The organism is Hymenobacter nivis, from assembly GCF_003149515.1.
GTDB classification, from domain to species: domain Bacteria; phylum Bacteroidota; class Bacteroidia; order Cytophagales; family Hymenobacteraceae; genus Hymenobacter; species Hymenobacter nivis.
In genome coordinates, this window is the sequence record NZ_CP029145.1 from 452,339 (window position 1) to 469,874 (window position 17,536).

At 63.1% G+C, this 17,536-nt stretch carries 18 protein-coding genes and 1 pseudogene; 11 read left to right on the forward strand and 8 right to left on the reverse strand.

The window, feature by feature from the left end; translation table 11 throughout:
• Positions 1-31 precede the first annotated feature (31 nt).
• The 3 genes from DDQ68_RS01875 to DDQ68_RS01885 form a co-directional block, all read right to left on the reverse strand.
• Positions 32-658 carry a helix-turn-helix transcriptional regulator gene (locus tag DDQ68_RS01875; protein ID WP_109652645.1) on the reverse strand — a complete coding sequence of 209 codons (627 nt, stop codon included), beginning with the start codon at positions 656-658 and terminating at the stop codon, positions 32-34.
• A 57-nt stretch (positions 659-715) separates the two neighbouring features.
• Positions 716-892 carry a hypothetical protein gene (locus DDQ68_RS01880; protein ID WP_162549730.1) on the reverse strand — a complete coding sequence of 59 codons (177 nt, stop codon included), beginning with the start codon at positions 890-892 and terminating at the stop codon, positions 716-718.
• 71 nt (positions 893-963) lie between these two features.
• The gene (locus DDQ68_RS01885) at positions 964-1,440 is read right to left on the reverse strand and encodes a hypothetical protein (protein WP_109652651.1); all 477 of its coding nucleotides are present in this window, start codon (positions 1,438-1,440) and stop codon (positions 964-966) included.
• 420 nt (positions 1,441-1,860) lie between these two features.
• On the opposite strand from DDQ68_RS01885, the gene DDQ68_RS01890 reads away from it, so the two are divergent.
• The 6 genes from DDQ68_RS01890 to DDQ68_RS01905 all read left to right on the forward strand — a co-directional run bounded on the left by DDQ68_RS01890 (position 1,861) and on the right by DDQ68_RS01905 (position 6,083).
• On the forward strand, positions 1,861-4,125 hold the full coding sequence (locus tag DDQ68_RS01890) for a heavy metal translocating P-type ATPase (protein ID WP_109652654.1): 2,265 nt from the start codon (positions 1,861-1,863) through the stop codon (positions 4,123-4,125).
• Between the two features lie 12 nt (positions 4,126-4,137).
• Positions 4,138-4,515, forward strand: a complete 378-nt coding sequence (locus tag DDQ68_RS01895) for a cupredoxin domain-containing protein (RefSeq protein ID WP_109652657.1) — start codon at positions 4,138-4,140, stop codon at positions 4,513-4,515.
• Positions 4,516-4,526: 11 nt separating this feature from the next.
• Positions 4,527-5,150: a helix-turn-helix domain-containing protein gene (locus tag DDQ68_RS01900; RefSeq protein WP_109652660.1), complete on the forward strand. Its 624-nt coding sequence runs from the start codon at positions 4,527-4,529 to the stop codon at positions 5,148-5,150.
• A 170-nt stretch (positions 5,151-5,320) separates the two neighbouring features.
• Positions 5,321-5,449, forward strand: a complete 129-nt coding sequence (locus DDQ68_RS24190; RefSeq protein ID WP_162549731.1) for a transposase — start codon at positions 5,321-5,323, stop codon at positions 5,447-5,449.
• Between the two features lie 8 nt (positions 5,450-5,457).
• Positions 5,458-5,700 (forward strand): transposase, encoded by a 243-nt coding sequence (locus DDQ68_RS22380; RefSeq protein ID WP_162549732.1) that lies wholly within the window; start codon positions 5,458-5,460, stop codon positions 5,698-5,700.
• Entirely contained in the window at positions 5,697-6,083 is a 387-nt protein-coding gene (locus DDQ68_RS01905) for an IS5 family transposase (protein ID WP_245897097.1), read from the forward strand. The genes DDQ68_RS22380 and DDQ68_RS01905 overlap by 4 nt, the downstream gene beginning before the upstream one ends.
• On the opposite strand, the gene DDQ68_RS01910 is transcribed toward DDQ68_RS01905, so the two are convergent.
• Together DDQ68_RS01910 and DDQ68_RS01915 are read right to left on the reverse strand one after the other, a co-directional pair.
• Positions 6,014-6,574 (reverse strand): transposase, encoded by a 561-nt coding sequence (locus DDQ68_RS01910; RefSeq protein ID WP_109652663.1) that lies wholly within the window; start codon positions 6,572-6,574, stop codon positions 6,014-6,016. The genes DDQ68_RS01905 and DDQ68_RS01910 overlap by 70 nt on opposite strands.
• A gap of 117 nt (positions 6,575-6,691) precedes the next feature.
• A pseudogene (locus DDQ68_RS01915) lies at positions 6,692-7,594 on the reverse strand (transposase family protein); the annotation flags it as partial.
• A 221-nt stretch (positions 7,595-7,815) separates the two neighbouring features.
• Here DDQ68_RS01915 and DDQ68_RS01920 point away from each other — a divergent pair.
• The 4 genes from DDQ68_RS01920 to DDQ68_RS01935 all read left to right on the forward strand — a co-directional run bounded on the left by DDQ68_RS01920 (position 7,816) and on the right by DDQ68_RS01935 (position 12,373).
• Complete coding sequence (locus DDQ68_RS01920; RefSeq protein WP_109652666.1) at positions 7,816-8,616, forward strand: adenosylcobinamide-GDP ribazoletransferase; 801 nt, start codon at positions 7,816-7,818, stop codon at positions 8,614-8,616.
• Positions 8,613-9,188, forward strand: a complete 576-nt coding sequence (gene cobC / locus DDQ68_RS01925) for an alpha-ribazole phosphatase family protein (protein WP_109652669.1) — start codon at positions 8,613-8,615, stop codon at positions 9,186-9,188. Before DDQ68_RS01920 ends, cobC begins: the two co-directional genes overlap by 4 nt.
• 270 nt (positions 9,189-9,458) lie before the next feature.
• Complete coding sequence (locus DDQ68_RS01930; RefSeq protein WP_109652672.1) at positions 9,459-9,815, forward strand: DUF4870 domain-containing protein; 357 nt, start codon at positions 9,459-9,461, stop codon at positions 9,813-9,815.
• 221 nt (positions 9,816-10,036) lie between these two features.
• Positions 10,037-12,373: a S9 family peptidase gene (locus tag DDQ68_RS01935; RefSeq protein ID WP_109652675.1), complete on the forward strand. Its 2,337-nt coding sequence runs from the start codon at positions 10,037-10,039 to the stop codon at positions 12,371-12,373.
• 504 nt (positions 12,374-12,877) lie between these two features.
• Here DDQ68_RS01935 and DDQ68_RS01940 read toward each other — a convergent pair.
• The 3 genes from DDQ68_RS01940 to DDQ68_RS01950 form a co-directional block, all read right to left on the reverse strand.
• Positions 12,878-13,477, reverse strand: a complete 600-nt coding sequence (locus DDQ68_RS01940) for a DUF4136 domain-containing protein (RefSeq protein ID WP_162549734.1) — start codon at positions 13,475-13,477, stop codon at positions 12,878-12,880.
• A gap of 183 nt (positions 13,478-13,660) precedes the next feature.
• Complete coding sequence (locus tag DDQ68_RS01945) at positions 13,661-14,122, reverse strand: nucleoside deaminase (RefSeq protein ID WP_109652681.1); 462 nt, start codon at positions 14,120-14,122, stop codon at positions 13,661-13,663.
• A gap of 56 nt (positions 14,123-14,178) precedes the next feature.
• Complete coding sequence (locus DDQ68_RS01950; protein WP_109652684.1) at positions 14,179-17,190, reverse strand: PD-(D/E)XK nuclease family protein; 3,012 nt, start codon at positions 17,188-17,190, stop codon at positions 14,179-14,181.
• 138 nt (positions 17,191-17,328) lie between these two features.
• Here DDQ68_RS01950 and DDQ68_RS23340 point away from each other — a divergent pair, with 138 nt between their 5' ends.
• The gene (locus DDQ68_RS23340) at positions 17,329-17,475 is read left to right on the forward strand and encodes a hypothetical protein (RefSeq protein ID WP_211320218.1); all 147 of its coding nucleotides are present in this window, start codon (positions 17,329-17,331) and stop codon (positions 17,473-17,475) included.
• The last annotated feature ends 61 nt before the right edge of the window (positions 17,476-17,536 follow it).

Sequence of the window (17,536 nt, forward strand, 5' to 3'; positions counted from 1 at the left end):
CCTACCCACCCGGTTCTACGTTATTTGTCCGTCAGCTTGCACTATTTGGTAACTCCGCATCCAGAGCGGCCGCTTCAGCGGTGGAAAGTAGCTGCTGCCGATAAGCGGACGGGGCGCACTGCGCAAACCGCCGAAACTGCCCGGAAAAGTGCGCCAGGCTACCGTAGCCCAGTAGCCGAGCAAGACGGCCGATGCCCAGCGGGGAAGTTCCCAGCAGCTCCTGCGCGTAAGTCAGCCGCTGGTGCGTGATGTAACTGAGTAGGCTCTCGTGGCCAGGCAGCCGGGCGAACAGGCTGTGCAACTGGCGCGTACTTACGCCCACCTCCTGCGCCAGCGTGGAGATAAAGTCGTGGTGCCGGAGCGTATCGGGGCGACGCAGTAACTCGTTGACCAGCTGCTTCACCTGCGCGGCCAGCACGTACTGCGGGTTTTCCAGCAGGGCAAAGCCAGCCGCCGCCAGCCCGGCCCGGATGCGCACCCAATCCAGCGCCTGGGCCGGGCCAGCTACGGTAGCCGCCCCCAGGCGCACGGCGAGTACCCGCAGCCCCAGGCTTTCTAATTCACGCCGCACGACGCGAATACCGCGCGAGCAAACCATGTGCTTAATGTATAGCACACAGCGGCCACTGTCGGGCGTGAGGGAATAGTCAAAAGACATAATTGATTTTTAGGGGAGAGCGGCACCGGATTCCGGCCGGCGGGGAGGCATCGAGGCTTACTTCACCGCAGCCGCGCGGGCATTGGGCGGTAAAAACAGCGCCTGCCATGGCTGCCCGATCATGAAGCCTACGGCGACAGCCAACGCGGCGTAGCGCAGGCCTGACAGCGCTTCCTTGTTGGGGAGGGAAAACCCAGAAAGTGTGAGGAAGTGGGCGTGGTCAGGCCACGTCAATGAGCAAACGAAAAAGCCCGCCCCGGCCATAGCGTAGCTATGCCGGCGCGAGCCTTAGCGCGTCAGAAAAATCAGACAGTCAGCGACTGAACGAAAATGCGGATGTCGGGTATTTTAGGCTTTAAGCGCCGGGGTGGCACTAACGTAACCGCCTGGGTAAGGTCCCACTGGCCGGCCTGGGGACGGAAGTAAAACGCAACAGACGCCGGCAACATAGCTGGGGTAGGCACAATCAACTGCTTCTGCACCGGCGAAGTCAGCGACGAAAGCAACGAGGCCGACTTGTCCTTGCAGCAGTCGTGGCTGGTGGTCGACCTCGATGAATGGCCCTTACGCTTGCCGGGGTGTTCCGCCTGGTCTCCGTGACCGTGACAGCCCGGATGCGCAGGCATTTCGGCGGCTTCATGGTGCGCCAGGCCCGCCGCGTACGGGGCCACCACCACCGGGTTTACCGTGGCGCACCAGCACTGCCCCACGAACACGTTGACGAAGACGAGCAGGAAGCTCGTCGCCAGCAAACGGCGAAAGGGGAACAGGATACGGAACATAACGGGCACTAAGCAACCGCGAAAACAGACTTATCCCCGGTAAGGAGTGGGACTGATCAGTTAACTGCAAAGCCTGCAAAGGGTTTACGCCCTGCCCCCGGAGGAAACCAGCCGCAGGAAAATACGGCACTGAGTAGCATTTCAGGCTGTTCCGCAAGTGCAATGGGCTGTTACCAAAAACTATTCGTTGTCGGGGTTTTGTAAGTACGAAGCCAGATTTTATAAACTTGTATGAGCGGGCAACGGTAAACAAACCGGAATTTAATTGGCCTCGAACGGCGGTATTGTCCGTCAAATTATGCAATTCTGCGGCGGTATTCAGTACCAATTTCGCTGGGCGAGCGTCGTTTCTTTGTAGAGTGGCTGCGGGCTTCCTCTTCTGAGTAGCCGTGCCCGGCAACCACATAGTAACCTGCTGTAATGGAACCAACTACCAAAACCGAAACCCTCGACATCGAAGGCATGACCTGCGCCTCGTGCGCGGCGGCCGTGGAAAAGTCGCTGAGCCGGGCCCCGGGCGTACAGAGTGCGCTGGTTAATTTCGCCACCGAAAAAGCCACCGTACAGTACCTGCCCGGCCAGGCCAGCCCGGCCACCCTGAAGGAGGCCGTCGTCAATGCTGGCTACAGCGTGACCGAGCGCCCCCCCGATACCAGCGCGGCCGAGCGTAGCGCCGAAACCGACCGCCAGAAAGCCCTGGCCTACCAGAAGCTCAAGCGCCGCTTCTGGGTGGCCGTGGGCCTGGTCGTTGTCATCATGCCGCTGAGCATGCTGATGCTCTGGCCCGCAATGATGCAGCGTGTGAATGTGCAGTGGCTCAACTACCTGCTGCTGCTGCTGACGCTACCCGTGCTGGGCTACAGCGGGCGCGAATTCTACGTGTCGGCCTGGAATGGCTTCAAGCACCGATCGGCTAACATGGACACGCTCATTGCCGTAGGCACCGGCGCAGCGTTTTTCTACAGCCTGGCGGCCACCGTGGTGCCCGGCTTTTTCACTAGCCGGGGCCTGATGCCCGAGGTGTATTACGACACCACGGCCACAATCATTGCCCTGATTCTGCTGGGCAAGGTGATGGAACTGCGCGCCAAAACCCAGACTTCGGCCGCCATGCGCAGCCTCATCGGCTTGCAAGCCAAAACGGCCCGCGTGGTGCGCCCCGGTGGTGCGGAAGTCGATGTGCCCATTGAGCAGGTGCAGCTTGGCGACATCGTGGTGGTGCGCCCCGGCGAAAAGGTGGCCACCGACGGCCGCATCACCGAAGGCCAGTCGTCGCTCAACGAAGCCATGCTCACCGGCGAAAGCCTACCCGTGGAGAAGCAAACCGGTGACTCAGTGTTCGGGGCTACCCTCAATAAAACCGGCTCATTCCGCTTCGAAGTAACCAAAGTGGGAGCCGACACCATGCTGTCCCAGATTGTGAAGCTGGTGGAAGACGCCCAGGGCAGCCGCGCCCCCATTCAGCGGCTGGCCGACAAAGTCAGCGCCATCTTCGTGCCCACGGTGGTGGTCATTGCCATTCTGACGTTCGTACTCTGGTTTGATTTGGCCCCGGTGGATACGCGTTTGCCACTGGCCCTAGTCAACTTTGTGGCCGTGCTCATCATTGCCTGTCCCTGCGCGCTGGGGCTGGCCACGCCCACGGCCATCATGGTTAGCACCGGCAAGGGTGCCGAGCACGGGGTGCTGATTCGCAACGCCGAAGCGCTCGAAAAAGCCTACCAGGTAAACACCGTGCTGCTGGACAAAACCGGCACCATTACCAAAGGCGAACCGGCCGTAACGGACTTCGTGGCCCCCGGCCAGGACGGCCCGCGCCTGTTACAACTAGTGGCCGCCGTGGAGCGGCAAAGCGAGCACCCGCTGGCCGAGGCCGTGGTGCGCCATGCCGACGACCAGGGCGCAGATAAGCTGACGGCCACCGGCTTCCGGGCCGTGGAGGGCAAGGGCGCGGCGGCCACCGTGGACGGTCAGGCCGTACTCATCGGCAACCGCCGCCTGCTCACCGACGAGGGCGTTACCCTATCGCCCGAGCTGACAGCCCAAGCCGAGCAGCTGCTGAGCCAGGCCAAAACCTTGCTCTACGTGGCTGTAGCCGGGCAGGCCGTGGGCCTGGTGGGCGTTGCCGACACGGTGCGCGATACCTCGGTTGCTGCTATTAAAAAGCTGCAGGCCCTGGGCATTGAAGTGGTGATGATGACGGGTGACAACCCCCAGACCGCCGCCCAGGTGGCGGGCCAGGTGGGCATCACGCGCTACTTTGCCGAGGTGCTCCCGGCCGACAAGGCCGGCAAGGTGAAGGAGCTACAAGGTGAGGGCCGCATCGTGGCGATGGTCGGCGACGGTATTAACGATGCGCCCGCGCTGGCCCAGGCCGACATTGGCCTGGCCATTGGCTCGGGTACCGACGTGGCGATGGAAGCGGCCGGCATCACGCTCATGCGCTCCGACCTGAACGGGGTGGTAACGGCCATTGAGCTGAGCCGCCAAACCATCCGCACCATCAAACAGAACCTGTTTTTTGCCTTCGTCTACAACACCCTGGGCATTCCCATCGCGGCCGGTTTGCTCTACCCGTTCTTTGGCATCCTGCTCTCGCCCATGTTAGCGGCCGGAGCCATGGCCCTCAGCTCGGTATCGGTGCTGACCAACTCGCTGCGCCTGCGCTCTTTCGACAACCACTAATCGTTGCTACCCATGGATACGACCGCCATCATTGTTACCATAGTCGGCCTGGGCCTGGTTGCCTTCGTGCTGTGGTACTTCTTCTTTTCGGCCCGCCAGGCGGCCAGCGCCGTTTCCTCCTCAAGCGGCGTGCAGGAAGTAGCCATCACTGTGAAGGGAGGCTACTCGCCCGACATCATCGAAGTAGAAAAAGGCAAGCCCGTACAACTGAGCTTTTACCGCAACGAGGAAAACAGCTGCTCGGAGGAGTTGCTCATGCCCGATTTCAGCATCCGCCGCGACCTGCCAGCCTTCAAAACGACGCTGGTAGAGCTGCTGCCCGAAAAGGCCGGCACTTTCCCGTTCACCTGCGGCATGGGCATGCTACGGGGTAGTTTGGTGGTGAAATAATGACGCATCCCATGAAAGCCGACGTCAGCATTGCCCACGTCCTGCCGCCGCCGGGCTCGCACCGGCTGCTGGTTAAGAACATGGTCTGCCCCCAGTGCATCCGGGTGGTGGGCGAAGACCTTGCGGCCCTGGGCCTGCAGGTGCACCGCGTAGCGCTGGGCGAGGCCGACGTATCGACGCCCGACGGCGCAGCCCCCGACTGGGCCGCCATCCGCAGCCGCTTGCAGGGTGCTGGTTTTGAACTGCTGGAAGACGCGCGCGACCAGCTGGTGGACCGCATCAAAACCCTGCTGGTCGCGCTGATTCACTACCCCCCGCCCGGCCCGCGCCTGCTCAACTACTCCGATTATCTGGTTGAGCACCTGGAGAAGGACTACCACTACCTCTCCCACTTGTTCTCCGCTTCCGAAGGCCTGACGATTGAAAAGTTCATCATTCGCCAGAAGGTGGAGCGCGCCAAGGAGTTGATTGGCTACGACGAGTTACCCATTGCTGGCGTGGCCGAACTACTGGGCTACAGCAGCCCGGCCCACCTCTCGCGGCAGTTCCGGCAGGTGACGGGCCTCACCCCGACCGAGTTTCAGCGCCTGGGGCCCGCCAGCAACGCCCGCCGCAGTCTGGATTCGCTGATTTGAGCCGGAAACTATGCAAGCTGGGGCTTCATTGACATAAATCCTGAATGCAGGTAGTCCGTTTTAGCAATCAAAAAACCATCATCCCTACCTGATTTTATAAAAAAGCTATTCCGACTTCCCCTGCTGGCTCTGGCGCTAGAGCGTGAGGACAATTATCTTTACTAAAAAGAATGAAGACATTCACGCATCGCTACGCGGTAACGGACCGCCAGTGGGCCATCATCGCGCCGCTCTTGCCGGGCAAGGCGACAGACTGCGGCGTTACAGCAAAGGATAACCGCTTTTTTTCAACGCCGTAACGTGGATTTTGCGCACCGGGGCGCCCTGGGCGGATCTGCCCGAGCGCTTCGGCAAGTCCAATTCCGTGTGCCGCCGCTTTCGTCGCCTGGCCCAAAAAGGCGTGTGGGAGGCCGTGTTCGAGGCGTTGAAAGCGCCCGATTTGCAGTGGGTGATGCTCGATTCGACCGTGGTGCGGGCCCACCAACACGCCGCCGGCCAAAAAAAAGCGACCCGGCAACCGAGTGCCTGGGCCGCAGCCGGGGCGGGATGAGCACCAAAATCCACGCCTGTACCGACGCGCTGGGCAACGGCGTCTGCCTGCGGGCCACCGGCGGCCAAGCCGGCGACTGCCCCCACCTGCCGGCCTTGCTCGAAGGCCTCGCGCCGGGCCAGGTCATTGCCGACACGAGCTACGACAGCGATAAAAACCGCGCCTATTGCGCCGAAAAGAACATCGACGTCGTAATTCCGAATCGGCCCAATCGCACCGCGCCGGCCCCTTTCGACGAAGAACAATACGAAGACCGCAATAAAATCGAGCGGTTTTTCAACCGCATGAAACGCCACCGCCGCTTGGCCACGCGCTACGAAAAAACCGTCGTTTCTTTTCTGGCCTTCTGGCATGTAGCGGCCGCCCTAGATTGGTTGCGATGATTGTCCTCACGCTCTAGCCCAAACTCCGGGAGTCGGTCGAAAAAGCCGAGCACAGCTGTGCGAAATGGGTCCTTGGTGCGGCAAAAGGTGGTGTTGATAATCTTCTGGCGCAGGAATTTCCAGAACCGCTCAATTAGGTTCAGATTGGGCGAATAGGGCGGTAAAAACACCTGGCAAATCGGCTTATCGGCCAGGCAGGCCCGCAATTCCTTGTTTTTGTAGTGGCGGGCGTTGTCACAGATGACGTAGATGCGGGTGTTGTGGGCCGCATCGGCGTAGTAGAGTACCGCCTCTCCCCGCTCGACGTGGGCTCCGAGCACCGCCAACTCGTCCAGGAAACCGGCTTGCGCCGCGGCATCGGCCTGACAGGGCACGGGCATGGTCAACTTGTAGGTGAAGCTCAGGCGGTGGAGCAGGTCCGTCAGGCCGGAAAGCGAATAGGCCACGCGACAGGTGCGCAGCAGCCAGGCCTGGAGAGCTTTGCTATCCATATAAAGCGTCGCATTGAGTTCGCGGCAAAGGTGGGCGAGTTGGGCGCTGGTCAGCAAGCTGTACAGTCCCGGTGGATAGGGGGGTAGGTCGAGCGTCGGGTCGGGTCGAGAGACAGTAGGATTTTTACGCCATTCGGCGCAGATAAATTCGCACGGGGTCGGGCCCTTTAACCACTGGAGTCATTTGGCGTAGTTGCGGGCCGCTAAGAAGCTCTGCAGGTAGGTGTTAAGCTCCGCCTTCGTCTCGTGATGGAACCGCTTAATTATCGCCTCCTTCACCATGCGGTTCACCCGCTCGACCTGGCCGTTCGTCTAGGGGTGCGTGGGCTTGGTAAAGCGCTGCTCAATGCCCTGCCCGTCGCAGAACTGGCCGACCGGGTGGTGGCCTACCCGCGTATGGTGGGGCAAGCAGTAAAACTGGATACTGTTGTAAGTCAGTAGCTTATGTACTTTTTAGGGAATCTGAGGCACTAGCCAGCACAGGAGGTTCACCGCGAGGGCCTGTGTGGCCTGCGGGTGCAGTTCGGCAAAGGCCAGCTGGCTGGTGCGGTCGATGGCCGTAAACAAGTACTGTTTGCCCTCTTCGGTCTGGATTTCGGCAAAATCGAGGCGCAGGTAGCCGAGCGGATAGGCCTTGAAGTTCGCCTTTTTCGCCCCGTCAGCCGACGCGTCGGCGGGCGGTAGCCGGCTGCTGTCGTGGCGCTGAAAACAGCGGTGCAAAGCCGAGCGACGCAGGTGGAGAATCGATTCCTGCAGGGCGTAGAGGCAGTCATCCGGGGGCAACAGGGTCTGCTGGCGGAAGAGGACGATCGCCGCTTCTTCGGCCGGGCTCAGGACCGTGGAAGCCGGTCTGGGGCCGCGCACGGCCTCTTCGGTGCCGGTGCGCCGGTGCCACTTGTGCGCCGTTTTGGGGTTGAGGCCCGAGCGGGTAGCTAGCGTTTGTACGCCTGCTGCACTTTGCTGGATAAGGCGCCGAGTTGCCGGCGTTGTCGTGGCGCAGCCGTGCGGTATTTCCCCCATAAGTTTGCCTGAAAACTACGACTCAAAATTCCTTCCCCATCCTCCGAGACCATACAGCTACCCCGATTTATTCTTGAAGCGGTTTCAGGTTTAGTGCCCGGTCCGCCGGCTTTTTCAGCCGTCCGACCGGTGGCAACGCTCCAAACCTTGCAACAACCTGGAAACCGCGCTCGACATGATGTTCTTTTAAATTCCCAACCCCGCCCTTACTGCCCCACCTTATGCCCGATTCTTGGCCGTGCCGCCAGCTGCGCCTGCTGCTAACGGCCGTGATGTTTTACACGCGGCTGCCCGTGCCGCCCTGGGTGGGGCACTCCGACGACCAGCTCAACCGGGCCACGGTGTACTTTCCGCTCATCGGCTGGCTGGTGGGCGGAGTGGCGGCGGGCGTGTACTGGGGCGCGGCGCAGCTCTGGCCGCCGCTGGTGGCCGTGCTGCTGAGCACCGGCGCAGGCGTGCTGCTCACCGGCGCGTTTCACGAAGACGGGCTGGCCGACACCTGCGACGGCTTCGGCGGGGGCTGGACGCGGGAGCGCATCCTCACCATTATGAAGGACAGCCGCGTGGGCACCTACGGCGTAGTGGGCCTGGGCCTGGTGCTGGCCACCAAAGTGGCGGCGCTGGCCGGGGCCCCCGGGCCGCGCGCCGGGGCCCTATCGGTGCCTGTGCTGCTGCTGGTGGCGCACCCACTGAGCCGGTTGGTGGCCGCCAGCTTCGTGCGCACCCTGCCCTACGCCCGCGCCGACCTGGCCGACGGCAAGGCCAAACCCATCGCCCAAAGCCTGCCTCCCGGCCGGCTGGCCGCGGCTGCGCTGCTGGGGCTGCTGCCGCTGCTAGCGGTGGCGCTGTGGCAGCGGCGGCCGGGGCTGCTCCTGGTGCTGGGGCCCCTGGCAGTGCTGCAAGTGGTGCTGGGCCGCTGGTTCAAAAAATGGCTGGGCGGCTACACCGGCGACTGCCTGGGGGCCGCGCAGCAGCTGGCCGAAGCCCTGATTTATTTGTTCTTAACCGCCCACTTGGTATGACTATCCACCTCATTCGCCACACCGCCGTGCAGGCGCCCGGCATTTGCTACGGCCACCACGACGTGCCCCTGGCCGACACCTTCGCCGCCGAAGCCACCGCGCTGCTAGCCAAGCTGCCGCCCGCGCCGGCTGGCGGCTACCGCGCCTTCAGCAGCCCCGCCGCCCGCTGCCGGGCCCTGGCCGACGTCGTGACGAGCGACTACGCGCTTGACGAGCGCCTGCGCGAAATGCACTTCGGGGCCTGGGAAAACCGTCCCTGGACCGACCTGCCCCGCGCCGAAACCGAGCCCTGGATGGCCGACTACGTGGCCCTGGCGCCGCCTGCCGGCGAAACCTTCGGAGCTCTGCAACGGCGCGCTGCCGCCTTCCTCGCCGAGCTGGCCGCCGTGGCCGACGGCGCCCCGGGGGCACCCGTGCTGGTGTTTACCCACGGCGGCACCATCCGGGCGCTGCTCTGCCACTGCCTCGAAATACCGCTGCGTAACGCTTTCCAGCTGCGGATTGATTACGCTTCCGTCACCAAAATCGAGCAGCAGCACGGCAAATGGAACGTGCTGACCATGAATGGATAAGCGGGCAACTTGCCCTGGAATATGGTTGTCGATTCTATTTGGAAAACCGCCAGAAATAATTAAAACGTCATGCTGAGCTTATCGAAGCATCTCTACCGCGCAACTAATCAATTTTAGTGCTGCGGTAGAGATGCTCCGACAAACTCGGCATGACAGCCTGTTTTTACAAGGTTTCTAATTTTAGGAACAAGTGTATTATATAAACATCAACATATTTATGCTTTACTTGCCGCGCGCAGTCATTTTCTAACGCTTGCTTCCGCCGCCGTCATGCAGATTTTGCCGCCTTCCGAATTGGAAACCCGCCAGTGGGCCACGTTTTTGCACCTGTCGCTGCTGGCGGGCCTACTGGTGCCGGGCGCGGGGTTTATCCTACCCATTATCCTGTGGCAAGTGAAGAAAGAGGAACTGCCTGGCATCGACGCCCACGGCAAAGTGGTGGCCAACTGGATTGTCAGCGCCCTTATTTATGGCGCGGTCGCCGGGGGCCTTTGCTTCGTACTGGTGGGCTTTCCGCTGCTGGGGCTCCTGGCACTACTGGCTTTCGTGTTTCCCATCATCGGGGCCCTGAAGGCCAGCGACGGCGTGGTGTGGGCGTACCCGCTCGTCATTCGCTTTTTCTCCTAATAAACTGTTTGCGTTAATGCCAACTCGCTGTAGAGATGCAAGTATGCGTCTCTGCAGCGCTTTAAGAGCCAAAAAATTAAGTTGAACAGCTTCTAAGCAACAGCAGTAAATGGCCGGCTGATGGCGGATAATTCTTGAGCCGGAGGGGCTGGATGCGGCGCGGCCGCGGCATTCTGTGAATACCTTGCGGCCCCAATAATTCTGAGCTTCTGGTCAACCCTATGCATAAGTATTTACTGGCTTTCACCGCGGCGGCGGTTGCCATGGCTACGGCGGCTTCGGCCCAGCAATTGCCCGCCCTTACGGCCGACGACTACGCCCGGGCCGAGCGCTTCCTGAGCTACAACACCCAGCCGCTGGTGGATGGCACCGCCGGCGAGCCCCACTGGCTGCCCAACGACCGGTTATGGTACCAGGCGTCAACGGCGCAGGGCAGCGAGTTCATCTTGGTGGACCCGGCCCGCAAAGCCCGCACCGCGGCCTTCGACCAGACACGGCTGGCCGCGGCGCTGTCGGCGGCCAGCGGTCAGCAATACACCGGGGCCCGACTGCCGTTCCGCAGCTTCACGTTTTCACCCGATGAGAAGAAGGTTTCCTTCACGGTGCAAGGCAAGGACTGGCAATACGACCTGGCCAGCGGGCAGGTGCGGCCCGCAGCCGCCGAGGGCCCCAGCGATAGCCCCAACGCGGCCAACGAAATTGAGTCGCCCGACGGTCGCCTGGCCGCCTACATCAAGGACAACAACCTGTGGGTGCGCGACACGAAAACCAATCAGCAAACCCAGCTCACCACCGACGGGGCCCCTAATTACGGCTACGCTACCGACAACGCCGGCTGGACCCACAGCGACCGACCGATCCTGCAATGGTCGCCCGATTCACGCAAAATCGCCACCTTCCAGCAGGACCAGCGCAAGGCCAGCGACATGTACCTGGTGACCACCAGCGTGGGCCGGCCAACCTTGAAAACGTGGAAGTACCCGCTGCCCGGCGATAAGGACATCGTCACCATCGAGCGGGTGATTGTGGAAGTGAGCCCGGCCAAAGTGGTGCGCCTGCAAGTGCCGCCCGACCCGCACCGCGGCTCGCTCTCCGACGATATTTCCAGCAGCGGCACTTTTGATGACGTGGACTGGGCCCCAGACGGCTCGCAGCTGGCGTTCGTATCCACCTCGCGCGACCACAAGCAGGAGAAATTCCGGGTGGCCGACGCCGCGACCGGTGCCGTACGCGAGGTATTCACGGAAACCGTGCCCACGCAGTACGAGTCGGGCCAACACGCCATCAACTGGCGCTACCTACCCAAAACCAAGGAGGCCATCTGGTACTCGGAGCGCGACAATTGGGGCCACCTTTACCGCTACGACGCCGCCACCGGCCAGGTCAAAAACCTGATTACCAAGGGAGATTTTGTGGTGACGCAGCTTCTGCGCGTGGACGAGCAGAAGCGCCAACTCTACTTCGTGGCCGATGGCCGCGAGCCGGGCAACCCGTACTTCAGCCACTTTTACCGCGTCGGGCTGGACGGGAAGGGGCTGAAGCTGCTCACGCCCGAAGCCGGCAACCACCGCATCGAGCTCTCGCCCTCGGGCCGCTACTTTGTGGATAGCTACTCGCAGCCCGACCGCCCCGGCGCCACCGTGCTGCGCGACTCGGACGGCAAGCTCGTGGCCACGCTGGAAAAAACCGACATCTCCCGCCTCACCGCCACCGGCTGGAAGGCGCCCACGCCCATCGCCGTGAAGGACCAGGACGGGCGCGCCGACCTCTACGGCCTGATGTTCGTGCCCACCGCGCTGGACCCGGCCCGCAAGTACCCCATCATCAACTACATCTACCCGGGGCCCCAGGGCGGCGGTGTGGGCAACTGGTCGTTCGCGGCGGCGCGCAACGACAACCAGGCGCTAGCCGAGCTGGGCTTCGTGGTCGTTGTCATCGAAGGCAGCTGCAACCCGCTGCGTTCCAAGAGCTTCCACGACGCCTGCTACGGCCACATGGAAGCCAATACCCTCGCCGACCAGGTGGCCGGCATGCGGCAGCTGGCCCAGCGCTACCCCTACATCGACCTCGACCGGGCCGGCATCTGGGGGCACTCGGGCGGCGGCTACGCCACGGCGGCGGCCATGTTCCGCTACCCCGATTTCTTCAAGGTCGGCATCTCGGAATCGGGCAACCACGAGAACCGCAACTACGAGGACGACTGGGGCGAACGCTACATCGGCCTGCTCACCCCGAACCCCGACGGCACCTCCAACTACGACGCCCAAGCCAACGCGCCCCTGGCCAAGAACCTCAAGGGCAAGCTAATGCTGGCCCACGGGCTGATGGACGATAACGTACCGTCCTCCAACACGATGCTGGTAGTTGAAGCCCTGATCAAGGCTAACAAGAGCTTCGACCTGGTAGTATTCCCCAACGCCGCCCACGGCTACGGCCTCTACTCGCCCTACATGATGCGCCGCCGCTGGGACTACTTCGTGCGCAACCTGGCCGGCGCTGAGCCACCCCACGACTACGAAATGCAGCCCCGGCCCGACCTGCGCAACGGGGGGCAATAGGGGGCTGCTTGTAGATGAGCATGACCTAATAAAGCTGTCATGCTGAGCGCAGCCGAAGCATCTCTACCGCAGCAGTAACCATTATTACTGCCACAGTAGAGATGCTTCGGCTGCGCTCAGCATGACGGTCTTATTTTGGGGCCCTGAAGGTGCGAAACGTCGCATCTCCAGGGCCCCAATGTGTGCAAACCTCCTTCAACTCACGCCGCCGCCCAGCAGCTTGTCCGGCGTAATCGGCAGCTCGCGCACCTACTTGCCGGTGGCGTGGAACCCAGCATTGGCCACAACGGTGTGAAGTCGATAAGGCCGATTTCGCCCAAGCCCTTGGCGGCGATGGGGTTGAGCACAGGGTCGAGCTCGCCGAGGAGGATAGCGTCGATGGCGGGCACCAAATGCCCCCACCCCGGGCGGCCGCGCAGGCGGGCCGTTCAGGGTGGGGGCATTGGCAATTGTGCGGCGAACCAGCGGCCGAGCCCGGGCTGGGGGCCCCGGCGGGTGGCGCTACTATTTCTTTTCCGCAACCGGGAATTTATCGAGGATGTCTTTGGCCACGCGGCTGAACTCGCTGCCCAGGCGGGCGGGGTCATCGACGGGGTTGGCAATGGAGCCGCGCCACACCAGGTTCTTGGTGCGGGCGTCGATGAAGTCGATAATCAGCGTGCCCTCGTTGTACTGCTCGGTATGGGCCGTTTGGTAGTATCTGGGGGTGTACCAGTAGCCGTAGTTAATGGGCAGGAAACCACCGCGGTACGACACAGCATACGGGTAGGCATAGCCATAGCCGGGCTGGGTGTTGTACACAGTTCGCTCGGCCTGTTCCACGTAGGTGTGGGTGGTGACGAGTAGGTTGGGCCGTTTGTCGGCTTGGCGCAGGCCGCGCTTCACGAGTTCCTCGGTAATGGCTTGCTTGATTCTGTCCTGTGCGATGGGGCTGTGCAGCAGCGGGTTGTCGTTGCCGTTGGTCTTCACCTTCATGTCGGCAAAGTCGAAGGTTCGGTACTTACTGAAGTTGACGTTGGCGCGCTGCTCCACGTTCACGGTAGGTGCGCAGGCTGTAACGCCCAGCGTCAGGGCCACGGCTACCGCTAAAAATATCCTTTTCATGCAATAAAATCTGAAATGAATGATGCCATTCATACTGGTTCTGCCGCCGGCAGGTTTCCGAGGAGCTTACTTAAGCCCGCCTTTCCGAAGCGGCCCAGAACCAAACAAAGTACCGGGGCCCCGGCGGCGCGGCCAATAAAGCCGTGCCGCCGGGGCCCCCGTTTCCCGAACCAACCGGGCTGCCTACAGCTCCATAATGTCCTCGTTCCAGAGCGTGGGTTCGGCTGCGATGAACTCATTCATCAGGTCCACGCACTCCTGCAAGTCGAGGATGACGACCTCTACACCGTGGCTCTCGAGGAATTCCTTCGACTCGCCGAACGTGCGCGACTCGCCCACCACGACCTTAGGAATCTTGAACTGCACGATGGTACCGGCGCACATGTAGCAGGGCATCAGCGTGGTATACAGCACGGTGTCGCGGTAGGTGCGCTGGCGGCCAGCGTTCATTAGCGCGTCCATTTCGCCGTGCTTGATGGCGTTGTTTTCCTGCACCCGCTTGTTGCGGCCGCGGCTCACGAGCTGGCCGTCGCGCACCAGCACCGAGCCGATGGGAATGCCGCCCTGCGCCCGCCCCATCCGGGCTTCGTCGATGGCGGCTTGCATGAATTCGTCTTTGGTAGCGGCGGTATTTTGGTCAGACATGGGTAGTGAGGGGTGGGGGCCCCAAGATTACGGGTAGAACGGATCAGAAATAAAAGCTACCGGGCGCAAATGCCGCGGTAGTCGCAAAACTCGCACTTAGCGAAGTCGTCGGTTTTGCGGATGGGCTCGGCGGGGTCGAGGATTTTGAGGATGATTTTCGTGATTAATTCTTCCGAAACCTTCACGAAATCCTGGCCCTCGCTGGTCAGAAACGATAAATCAGCCGAGAGCAGGCCGGCGTCGAGGTTGCGCATCGACACGATGGCGGTGTTGGCGGTTTCGCGCTTTTCGGTGCTGGCCAGCATAAAGCGGTAGAGCCAGAGCTGGCGCACCTTGTCGGCGCTGCTGCTGGCCTCGCCCACGAGGCGCTCGGTGGCTTCGGCGGGCGAGTAGCGGTTGCGGTAGCCGCTCAGGTTTAGCTCGTTGGCATCGACGAGGCCGGTTTTGTAGTCCACTACCCGCAGGCGGCCGTCGGGCAGCTGGTCCACGCGGTCGGCCATGCCGAAGAGGCGCACGGACAGGGGCCCCGAGCCGGGCACGTCCACGAACACGGTGGCGGCCAGGGGCTTTTCGAGGCTGAAGAGGCGCAGCGGCAGGCCCTCGCGGGTGGGCAGGCCCTGGAGGTAGCGGGCCACGAGGCGCGCGGCCACCTGGCCGTACACGTGGTTCAGGCCCTCGTCGGGGCGGGCGTAGCGTTCGGTGTCTTCCTGGCGCAGGGCCCTGGTCACTTCGGCGGGCACCTGGGCCAGCAGGGCGGGTAGGTCGGCTTCGGTGAGGGGGCGGGCGTCCTGCTCGAAGGGGCGGAGCAGGTTTTCCAGCGCCGCGTGCACCATCGTGCCGAAGCTGCTGGCTTCCAGGGTTTCCTCCACAGCCTCGTTCTCGTGGAAACGGGCCACCTTGGAGAAGTAAAACCGTAGCGAGCAGGCCAGAAAGTCGTTCAGGCGCGAGGGCGAAATGTTGCGCTCCAGCACGCCGCGCAGGGCCCCCAGCAGCTCGTCGTCCTTCTCTAGCACGAAGTCGCCGGCGTAGCTGGCGGTGGCTTCGGCACTGTCGGGCACGGCCACGGTCAGGTCGTCCACGGTCAGCAGCGGGTTTTGGGGGCGCAGGTCGTTTTCGAGCTGCAACAAAAACCGGCTGCGCTCGCCGCTTTTGGTGCCCTCGGCGCCGGGTAGCACGTGCACCAGGTCCACGCGCTGGGCGCGCTGGAGCAGGCGCCAGAAGTTGTAGGCCGTGCCGGCCTCGGCGTCCACGTTGGTGGGCAGGCCGAACTCTTGGAGCACGTCGTACGGGAACAGCGACTGCTGGCGCTTGGGCGCGGGCAGCACGCCCTCGTTGCAGCTCAGGATGATGACGTGGTCGAAGTCCAGGGCCCGGGTTTCGAGCAGGCCCATCACCTGCACGTCGGCCAGCGGCTCGCCGGCGAAGGGCAGGCGCGTGCGGCCCATCTGCTCGTACAAAAACCGCCGGAACGAGGCCACTGACAGGCGCTGCTCGCGGCAGTCGAAGGCCGAATCGAGCTGCTTGACGAGCGTATAAAACAGGTACAGGTACTCGGCGCCGAGGGCCGGCTCGTGGTCGGGGCTGGGCTTTTCGGCGGCGTACACCTGGTGCAGCAGGTCAATCAGCGCGTAGCAGGCCTTGAGGATGTCGTCGCAGTTGTTCCAGGTTTGGAACAGGGCTTCGAGCAGCGGCTGGTGCTTGCCCAGGGCCAGCAAATCTGTGGCGGGCAGCAGCACAGCGTTCAGGCGCACGATTTCGCGGCACACGTGGTCCAATATGCCGTGGTACTGCTCGTCGGGCTGCTGGTTCAGCCAGAGCTGGTAGCGGCGCAAGAAGGGGTGGGCCAGCAGCTTGCTCACCGCCAGGTGGTGGTAGCGGGGCACGCCGTAGCCGGTTTCGGCGCTGCCCTCCCGAATGCCGGTGAGGTGCACCTCGAACAGTAAATCGACCAGGTTGAACAGCGGCGTGGCCTGGAAGCTCAGGCCCATTGTCACGTTGTAGGCGGGCACGGCATCGGGCGGCAGGCCGTGCAGCACCGGCAGCAGCAGGGTTTCGTCGGGCAGCACCACGGCCACGGTGGCGGTGGGGTAGTCGCGCCGGGCTTCGGCCAGGAGCTGGCCGGCCAGCTTGCCCTGCATGCTGGGGTTGGCCACGCCCAGCAGGCGCACGTGGTGGGCGTGGCCGCGCAGCCACTCGGTGCCGCCGCCCAGGGCTCCCGCCGGCAAACCCCACTTTTTGACGTACAGGCGCAGGTGCTGGCCGGCGCGGTTGGGCGAGTCGGGGGCCAGGTAAAACGGGTCACCGTCGAAGCGCAGCTCGGCCCGCCCGGCCCGGTAGAGCAGGTGAATGAGCTTCTGCTCGGCCTTCGACAAATTGCCCAGGCCCACGAACACGTGGTGGGCTACGGCCGGGGCCCCCGGGTCGGCGTCCAGGGTATCCAGGCGCTTCTGCAACTTATTCACGGCCAGGCGGTAGGCCAGGCCGGGGTAGGCGAGGTGCTGGGCCAGCATACGGCGCTTCAACTCGCGGTACACCTTTTCAAGCTGGTCCCAGAAGCTGAATGCGCGGCCCGCCAGGTGGCTGCGCTCGGGCAGCGCCTCCAGCTTCCAGCGCTCCAGGGCCTTGGCCTGGCTGAGGTACTCGAATACCTTGCGCGGCTGGGCCAGGCTCTGGTCGAGGTTGGAAAAGTCGTTGAGCAGCAGGCCCGACCAGCCCACGAACCGGTCGAAGTTCAGGCTGGTGTCGTAGCCTTTCAGGATGTCGTAGAGCAGCAATTGCAACGCAATGGGCTCCTCCACCTGCACGCCGGCCAGCTCTACCATGTAGTCTTCCATGGCCGCCACGCGCGGGGCCCACAGGGCCTGGCCGGGGGGCAGGGCCAGGGCCAGCTCGTTCTTTAAGTACACCACCGCGCGGCGCGTGGGCACCACCACCACCAGCTCCGATAGCTCGTCATCGGGGCCCGCGCCGTAGCGCTCCAGTAGGTGGCGGGCCGTGTCGGCCAGGAACGTGGGGGCGTGGTCGGGCGGGGCGAAGGAAGGCAGGGTAGCGGGCGCGGCGGCGGGCATTGGGAGGGCAACTGGAAAGGGCCGGTAAGGTACGGCCGGGCGCGGCGGGTCCCCGGCAACTGGTCGGATTGCCGCGTCGGCCGCGCCGTGCGTTGGCTGCATTGTGGGCAGCAGGCCAGCATTTTAGGGCCCCCGAAAGTGCCGCCTGACATTGCCCGGCCCGCCGCCACCCACCTCAACCTTGCCGCAATGGAAGAAATACCCAATCTGCTGGCTGAAGGCCGCGCCGCGCCGTGGGCAACGCCCCCGCCCCCCGCGCACGCCGCCGCCGCCACAATTACCTGATCAATAAAATCGCGGCCGTAGCGGCCGTTGTGGAATAGTTTTTAGAGATTAGGCTTGGGTT